Annotated in this window: 6 protein-coding genes; all 6 read right to left on the bottom strand. The window is 67.4% G+C overall.

Annotated features, from left to right (window positions below):
* Window positions 1-572: 572 nt before the first annotated feature.
* Genes flgL through flgG form a run of 6 tightly spaced genes read right to left on the bottom strand, consistent with a single transcriptional unit; the run spans window position 573 to window position 7,392 of the window.
* Window positions 573-1,778 carry a flagellar hook-associated protein FlgL gene (gene flgL, locus WBH99_RS09400; RefSeq protein WP_424219822.1) on the bottom strand — a complete coding sequence of 402 codons (1,206 nt, stop codon included), beginning with the start codon at window positions 1,776-1,778 and terminating at the stop codon, window positions 573-575.
* Window positions 1,775-3,649, bottom strand: coding sequence for a flagellar hook-associated protein FlgK (flgK, locus tag WBH99_RS09395; RefSeq protein WP_424219821.1), 1,875 nt, complete (start codon window positions 3,647-3,649; stop codon window positions 1,775-1,777). The genes flgL and flgK overlap by 4 nt, the downstream gene beginning before the upstream one ends.
* A gap of 11 nt (window positions 3,650-3,660) precedes the next feature.
* Window positions 3,661-4,761, bottom strand: coding sequence for a flagellar assembly peptidoglycan hydrolase FlgJ (gene flgJ / locus WBH99_RS09390; RefSeq protein ID WP_424219820.1), 1,101 nt, complete (start codon window positions 4,759-4,761; stop codon window positions 3,661-3,663).
* A 1-nt stretch (window position 4,762) separates the two neighbouring features.
* A complete protein-coding gene (locus tag WBH99_RS09385; RefSeq protein ID WP_424219819.1) occupies window positions 4,763-5,881 on the bottom strand; it encodes a flagellar basal body P-ring protein FlgI in 1,119 nt (372 codons plus the stop codon).
* Between the two features lie 10 nt (window positions 5,882-5,891).
* On the bottom strand, window positions 5,892-6,587 hold the full coding sequence (gene flgH, locus WBH99_RS09380; protein WP_424219818.1) for a flagellar basal body L-ring protein FlgH: 696 nt from the start codon (window positions 6,585-6,587) through the stop codon (window positions 5,892-5,894).
* 19 nt (window positions 6,588-6,606) lie between these two features.
* Window positions 6,607-7,392: a flagellar basal-body rod protein FlgG gene (gene flgG, locus WBH99_RS09375; protein ID WP_424219817.1), complete on the bottom strand. Its 786-nt coding sequence runs from the start codon at window positions 7,390-7,392 to the stop codon at window positions 6,607-6,609.
* Between the last annotated feature and the right edge of the window lie 326 nt (window positions 7,393-7,718).

Below are 7,718 nucleotides of genomic sequence, written 5' to 3'. Positions count from 1 at the left end.
AGCGATTAATCCGGCAAGCGACTTGCCTGGAGCCTGTCGCAGGGGGGCCATCAATTTGGCCGTTGCCGCTGCTGGTATAGATAACGGCGATGTGCCAACAACCTTTAGCGACTTTTTGCAGGAAAATTCGCGATGTGTTTGACAAAAAGCCCCGCGTGATCAGGCGCGAAGAGTCGGTTTCGGCGGCCGGCCGAAGAACTTGAACCGCCGGATGCCACGTCGCGGAATGATGGCCCGGCGTTAAACGTAGGGCGGGTCTTGACCCGCCGCTCCAAAACCGTAGGGCGGGTCTTGACCCGCCGTCGGCCGGTGAAGGTGGCTGCGGTGGCGGGGAAAGTCCGCCGGGGTGGCGGGTCGAGGTCGCCGGCGGGCCGAGACCACGGGGTGGCCGGTCAAGTCCGCCGAGGTGGCGGGTCGAGACCCGCCCTACGTGGCCTGAACCGCCGGATGCCACGACGCGGAATGATGGCCCAGCGTAAACGTAGGGCGGGTCTTGACCCGCCGTGTTTGCGCGGCGAGGCCGCCGGGGTGGCGGGTCGAGACCCGCCCTACGTGGCCGGGGTCGCGGTGGATCAGCCCAGCTTGTTGAACAGCGACATGCCCTGCATCTGGGTGAAGATGGTCTGTGCGGCCTGCAGCGCCGCCTGCTCGAGCTGGTATTGGCCGATCGCCTGGGCATAGTCGAGGTCGCGGATCGAGGACAGGGTGGTCTTCAGGGTCACTTCGTGGGCGGCGCGCAGCTCGGTGGCGTTGTCGATCGCCGATAGCTGGGCACCGCCGGCCGCGCGCGCGTCGATCATCCTGGCCGCGGCCTGGCCGACGTTGCGCATCGCCGCCTGCAGATCGTTCTGCAGTGCGGCCTGACCGGTGCTGCCGACCACATCGGTGTTCAGCGCTGCCACCAGGCCGTCGATGGTGGAGAACACGTCCTGGTTGGCGGATGGTCCGATGGCGAAGCTGTCGCCTATGGCAGGCTGTCCCTGGATGCGCATGCGCACACCGCCGAAGGCGATGTCCTCGCCGCTGGCGTAGCTGCCGCTTGCCACTTCACTGCCGGCCGCATCCACGACGGTGTAGGCATCGGCGGCGGTGAACTGCACGGTGTAGCTGCCACCGTCCCAGTTGCCGGACGTGGCGCTGCGACCGAAGTCCAGCAGCAGGCCGGTGCCGGTGTTGCCACTGGCCGCCTGCGCATCCACGACGCCGTCGCCGGTGCGGATGCGCATGAAGATCTCGCTGCCCGGGATCGCGTCGGACACCAGGCTGCCCGGGGCGATCTGGACCTGGCGCTGGGTCTGGTCGCCGCTGTAGACCACCTGTCCGTTGATCCTGGCAAAGGGTGCGCTGTCGTCGGCGGCACCGCCAAACAGGTAGCGGCCACTGCCGTCGGTGCTGTTGGCCAGGCTCAGCAGGCTGCTGTTGATGGCGACAAGCTCGGTTGCGATGGCCCTGCGGTCGTCGCTGGAAAGCGTGCCGTTGTTGGCCTGGATGCTCAGGTCGTTGACCCGGGTCATCAGTTCGCCGGCCTGCTGCAGGGTGTTTTCCTGCTGGCCCAAGCGGTTCTGCACATTGTTGGCGTTCTTCCCGAACTGCTCCAGTGCGGCCAGGGCGCGGTCCAGTCCGACCGCGGTACCGGCGGCCACCGGGTCGTCCTGGGCGGTGACCAGCTTCTGCCCGGTGGAAAGCTGCTGCTGCAGGTGCGCCATCTTGGACTGCTTGCCCAGCATGGCCGTCACCGACTGGTTGAACATCATGCCGGTGGAGATGCGGTTGCTCATCGGATTGCGCTCAGGATGGACTGGAACATCGTGTCGGCGGTCGAGATCAGCTGGGATGCGGCCTGGTAGGCCTGCTGCAGGCGCAGCATGTCCGCGGCTTCCTCGTCGAGATTGACGCCGGAAACCGAGTCCCTGGCGCCCTGTGCACTGTCGTGGATGATCTGCTGCGCGTCGGCCGAGTACGAGGCCTGCCTGGCCGCGGAGCCGACGGTGGTGGTCAGGCCCGCGACCGCGCCGTTGAGGGTGATGGTGTTGCCATTGAACGCCTTGGCCTGGTCCAGGTTGGACAGGATCAGGGCATTGCCGTTGTTGCTGGAGCCGGCGCCGGTCGGCCCGACCGAGAAGCTGTCGCCCGCGGCCGGTGCGCCGTCCAGGGTCAGGCTCCAGCCGTTGGCGCTGATGGTCTGCCCTGCGGCGTAGGCAAACGGACCGGCGCCGTCGAGCGTGTACTGGTTGGCATCGATGAATTCTATGCTCGAGGGGGTGAGCAGCGCCGGATTGCCGGCATCGGTGGCGCGCAGGTTGCTGACCTGGCCGGTCCCCAGGTTGGCCAGATCGGCCTTGACGCTGACCGGGGTGGCCGCCGCGATGCGCGAGGGGTCGGTGATGTCCACCGAAAGGCCGTTGATGGCACCGGCCGTGGGCTGCAGCAGGAACTTGTCGCTCGCCGCTGCCGTCCCCGACACCTGCAGGGCCACGCCATTGATCATGAACGGGTCGGCGCTGGTGCCGCTTCCGGTCATGGCAACGCTTGTACCGGTCTCGGCACGGCTGGCGGTCCATTGCGCCCCATCAAACTTGAGCAGCAGGTTCTGGCCATCGAGATTGCTCAGATCTTCGACGCTGGCCGAGAAGCTGGCACTGCCGGTGTTGCCGCTGTTGCCGCTGACGGTGGGCGAGGGCAGGTTGAAGAAATCACCGCCCAGGTTTCCATACAGGTCCACGCCGGCGGCATGTTGCTGGTTGTAGGTGATCGCAAGGCCGGTCGCCAGGCGGCCAAGCGCTGCGCTGGTCGGATCCAGCATGCTGCTGCGGAATTCGAGCAGGCCGCCGATTTGCCCACCCAAAGCGCTGGGGCCCAGGGTGACGGTGGTGGCCCTGGACTTCAGCGCGACCTGCAGCCTGCCTGGCTGATAGGGGTCGGCCACGGTGGTCAGGGTCGAAGCCGTGGCCCCGACCACCATCGGCTGGCCACCGGTGGTGTAGACGTTGATGGCGCCGCCGTCCTGGGACACCGCCGTGCCGCCGGTATGGCCGATCAGCTGGCTGATCAGCTGGTCTCGCTGGTCGAGCAGGTCCGGCGCGGCCGAGGCGGCGTTGCTGCCGATCTGGCCATTGATCCTGGCGATTTCCCCGGCCAGCCGGTTGGCTTCGGCGGTGCTGGACAGCAGGCCGTTGTTGACCTCGGTGTTGAGCCCATCGATCTGGCCGCCGAGCTGCTTGAAGCGGGTGACCAGGGCGCCGGCGTTGTCCAGCAGGTTCTGGCGGTCGGCGGTGGCCGAGGCGTTGGCGGACAGCCCGGTGGTGGCGTCGAAGAAACTGGACCATTGCCCGGCGATGTTGGTGGCCGTGTCCGAGAACAGCGCATCGACCCGGCTGGACAGGCTGGACAGCTGTTGCAGCCGGGCCAGCTCGCCGGTGCTGTCCAGCAGCCGCGAGGTCGCCAGCTGATCGCCGATGCGTGCGATGTCGGTGATCTGGGTGCCGTTGCCGATGTAGTCCGAGCCGTACGCGGTGGGCGTGGTGGTGGCAAAGGACACCCGCTGCCTGCTGTATCCCTCGGTGTTGATGTTGGCCACGTTGTGACTGACGGTGGCCAGGGCCCGCTGGAAGGCGATCAGCGCATTGGTGCCGGTGGAAAGAACGGACATGGACGGCGACCTCAGCGAAGGGGATTGGGCAAGGCATCGGAACCGCCGGCAAAGACCCGTTCGATCCCGTTTGCAGCGGCGTTGCCGAGGGCTTCGAGCGCGCGGTCGATGGTGGGGCCGGTGGCGATCGCGGCGATCTTGGCTGCATAGGACGGGTCGGTGGCGTAGCCGGCGCGCTGCAGACCCTGGGCGAAGCTGCGGATATTGGTGCCGGCCTGGAGTGCCTGCTGGTAGCGGGGGCTGCTTTTCAGCAGTCGCACGTAGTCGGAGAAGCTCTGTTCGGCAGATTCATAGGCGCGGAAGGAAGCGGTCTGGCTGGTCCTGACGCCATCGACGTACTCATGGGTGCCGGTGGTGACGCTTTGGCCGCTCCAGCCGGTGGCCTTGATGCCGAACAGGTTGTTGGAATCGCCCCCGTTGCTGCGCGCGATGCCCTTGCGGCCCCAGCCGGTTTCCAGCGCGGCCTGTGCCACCAGCGCGCGCGGATCCACGCCGAGTTCGCGCGCCGCATTCTGCGCGTGGTGCCAGATGCTGGCGACGAAACCTTCCGGCGTGTTCTCGCCAAGCTGGGCTGTGGCTGCCTTGACGGCGCCATGCAGATCGGCGTCCCCGGCACCACCAAGGTCACTCCAGCCGGGGTCGGCGGAGTCCCAGGAAGATGTGTCCCCGGGCTGGGCGCCCGCGCCGCTCTGGCGCCCGGCGATCAGGTCCAGCAGCTGGTCCAGTGGCGACTGGGAGTCGCTCGGCAGGATCGCTGCCTGGCGCCGGCCTGCGACCAGCGCATAGGCCTTGGCTGCCTTGCCTGGGTCGAGCGACGTGGTTGCCGGGTCGGTGGCGTCGGCCTTGGCCCCTGCACCGAGCTGCCTGGCGATGATCGCGGCCAGGCCCAGGCCCTTGCCTTGGGTGAGCGATCCGGCCAGCTGCTGGTCGTACATGTCGCGGAAGGTCTGGTTCTCGCCCGGGAACAGGGAGTCGCCAAAGCTGGCATCGCGCATGCTCTTGACCAGCATCTGTGCGAACTGTCCTTCGAGCTGGCGCGAGACCTCGTCGATCCTTGCCGGATCGTGTTGGCTGGCCGCATTCAATTCGACGGGAGAGGCGGAGATACGCATGTCAGATCACGACCAGCTCCGCGCTCAGGGCGCCGGCCTGTTTGAGCGCTTCCAGGATGGCGATCAGGTCGCCCGGGGCGGCGCCGACTTCGTTGACTGCGCGCACGATCTGGTCCAGCGAGGTACCACCCTCGAACTTGAACATGCGGCTGCCTTCGTTGGTGGCGGTAATGGTGGACTGCGGGGTCACCGCGGTCTGGCCGCCACGGCTGAACGGCTCGGGCTGGCTGACGTTGATGTTCTCGCTGATGGTGACGGTCAGCGAGCCGTGCGAAATCGCCGCCGGGCCGACCCGCACCTGGGATCCGATGACGACCGTGCCGGTGCGGGCATTGACCACGACCTTGGCCGGTGCCGCGCCTGGCGAGAGTTCGATGTTCTCGATGCGGGCCAGCAATCCGATGCGCGCGCCCGGGTCGGTCGGCGAGCGCACCGCCACTGTGGTCCCGTCAACGGCATGGGCACTGCCCGGGCCAAAGGTGTTCTCAAGCGCGGCGACCATGCGCGAGACGGTGGTGAAGTCGCTCTGGTGCAGGTTCAGGGTGATCTGGTTGCTGCTGCCGAAGACGTCGGGCAGGGCGCGTTCGACGGTGGCGCCATTGGGGATGCGGCCGACGCTGGGGACGTTGACCGAGATCCTCGACCCATCCTTGCCCTGGGCCCCGAAGCCGCCCACGATCAGGCTGCCCTGGGCGATGGCATAGACCTGGCCATCGGCACCCTTCAGCGGCGCCATCAGCAGCGAGCCGCCGCGCAGCGACACGGCGTTGCCAAGCGAGGACACCGTGACGTCGATCGGCTGGCCGGGCTTGGCAAAGGGCGGAAGCTCGGCATGGATCGCCACCGCAGCCACGTTCTTCAGCTGCGGATTGACGTTTGCCGGAACATTGACGCCCAGCTCGCCCAGCAGGTTCTTCAGGCTCTGCACGGTGAACGGCGCCTGGCTGGTGCGGTCGCCGCTGCCGTCCAGGCCCACGACCAGGCCGTAACCGACCAGGGCGTTGCCGCGCACACCGCCGACCTGGGCCAGGTCCTTGATGCGTTCGGCGCGGGCCGGCGCCACCGCGGCGCAGACGGCCAGACCGACGAGCAGACGCAAGGACAGCGAGGAGAGGTTCATTGGCTCAGGCTCAGTAAGGGGACAGGCGCGAATTGAAGAACCGGCTCAGCCAGCCCATCGAGTTGGACTGGGCCACCGCGCCGCGGCCGCCGTAGGCGATGCGTGCTTCTGCGACCTTGCTCGAAGGAATGGTGTTGTCCGGCGCGATGTCGGCCGCGCGCACCACGCCCTGCACCTGGACCAGTTCGTCGCCTTGGTTCAGGCGCAGGTTCTTCTGGCCCTGGACCACCAGATTGCCGTTGGGCAGGCGCTGGATCACCGTGACCGTGATGCTGCCCAGCATCCGGTTGCTCTGCGCGGTGTTGCCCTTGCCGTCAAAGCTGCGGTCGCCGCTGGTGCTGTTTTCCAGGATCTGGGTCCCGTTGATCGTCAGCGGCGCGCCCAGCAGCCTGGGCGCGGACATGCTGACCTCGTCCTGCTTGCTGATGCTGGTGTTGGCGCTGGAGGAGGCGGTGGTGCTTTCGACCAGGGTGATGGTCAGCAGGTCGCCCACATCGTGCGCGCGCCGGTCGCCGTACAGGTTCAGGCCGGGGCCTGCGGCGTAGATCGCACCGGCGGCCGGCTGCGCGTAGGGCGCGCTGATCGGGGCGATCGGCGCCATCGCCGGGTAGGGACGCACATCACCGGCGGCCACGCAGCCGCCCAGCAGGACGCTGCAGGCCAGCGCGGCCAGCGAGCGTGTGAAACAGGAAGGCAGGCAGGACATGAAGGGAGTTCCTGGCAGGTCAGACGTTGTTGTTCAAGTAGCCGAGCATCGAATCGGTGGTGGAGATCGCCTTGGCATTCATTTCATAGGCGCGCTGGGTTTCGATCATGTTGACCAGCTCTTCGACCACGTTGACGTTGCTGCCTTCCAGCGCGGCCTGCACGGTGGTGCCCAGGCCATTGAGGCCGGGGCCACCGTTCTGGGCCGGGCCGGAGGCGGTGGTTTCGGCATACAGGTTCTCGCCCTTTGATTGCAGCCCGGCGGGATTGATGAAATCGGTCAGGGTCAGCGAACCGATCTCCAGCGCAGCGGCGGTATCGGCCATCTGCACGCTGACCGTGCCGTCGGTGCCGATGGTCAGCGACTGCGCCCCTTCGGGGATCTGGATGCCCGGCTGCACCGGATAGCCGCTGTTGGTCACCAGTTCGCCCTGCGAGTTGATCTGGAAGCTGCCATCGCGGGTGTAGGCCGAGGTGCCGTCCGGCATCAGCACCTCGAAGAAGCCGCGACCGTTGATCATCACGTCCAGGGCGCGGCCGGTCTGCTGCGGGTTGCCCTGCACGAAGTCCTTGGCCGTGGACACCACGCGCACGCCGGTGCCCAGCTGCAGTCCAGAAGGCAGCTGGGTCTGGGCTGAAGTCGAGCCACCGGGCTGGCGGACCTGCTGATACAGCAGGTCCTCGAAACTGGCGCGGTCGCGCTTGAAGCCGGTGGTGTTGGTATTGGCCAGGTTGTTGGACACGACCGACATGCGCGTCTGCTGCGCGTCCAGCCCCGTCTTGGCGACCCACAAAGCCTGATTCATAACCGATTCCTCTGGTAGGGCCCGGCGTATCGTGTCGGGCGCACACGGGACGATGCATGACGCGTGCCAGAACGCGGTGACGGGTTCCTGGCGCGGATCGTGGGATGGCTGGCGAGGGCGCTTTTGCCCACCTCTCCCCCGCAAGCGGGGATGGCGGACGAGGGTGCTTTTGCCCCCTCTCCCCCGCAAGCGGGGATGGCGGACGAGGGCGCTTTTGCCCCCTCTCCCCCGCAAGCGGGATGGCGGACGAGGGCGCTTTTGCCCCCTCTCCCCCGCAAGCGGGATGGCGGACGAGGGCGCTTTTGCCCCCTCTCCCCCGCAAGCGG

Source organism: Azovibrio sp., assembly GCF_049658005.1.
GTDB lineage: Bacteria > Pseudomonadota > Gammaproteobacteria > Burkholderiales > Rhodocyclaceae > Azovibrio.
Note: the sequence above shows the minus strand (reverse complement) of the source record. Positions and strands in the feature narration are given on the sequence as shown.

Excerpts from the sequence above, each read along its gene's own strand:
- WBH99_RS09385 (WP_424219819.1), bottom strand. The coding sequence starts at position 5,881 with ATGAACCTCTCCTCGCTGTCCTTGCGTCTGCTCGTCGGTCTGGCCGTC.
- flgL (WP_424219822.1), bottom strand. The coding sequence starts at position 1,778 with ATGAGCAACCGCATCTCCACCGGCATGATGTTCAACCAGTCGGTGACG.
- flgG (WP_424219817.1), bottom strand. The coding sequence starts at position 7,392 with ATGAATCAGGCTTTGTGGGTCGCCAAGACGGGGCTGGACGCGCAGCAG.
- flgH (WP_424219818.1), bottom strand. The coding sequence starts at position 6,587 with ATGTCCTGCCTGCCTTCCTGTTTCACACGCTCGCTGGCCGCGCTGGCC.
- flgJ (WP_424219820.1), bottom strand. The coding sequence starts at position 4,761 with ATGCGTATCTCCGCCTCTCCCGTCGAATTGAATGCGGCCAGCCAACAC.
- flgK (WP_424219821.1), bottom strand. The coding sequence starts at position 3,649 with ATGTCCGTTCTTTCCACCGGCACCAATGCGCTGATCGCCTTCCAGCGG.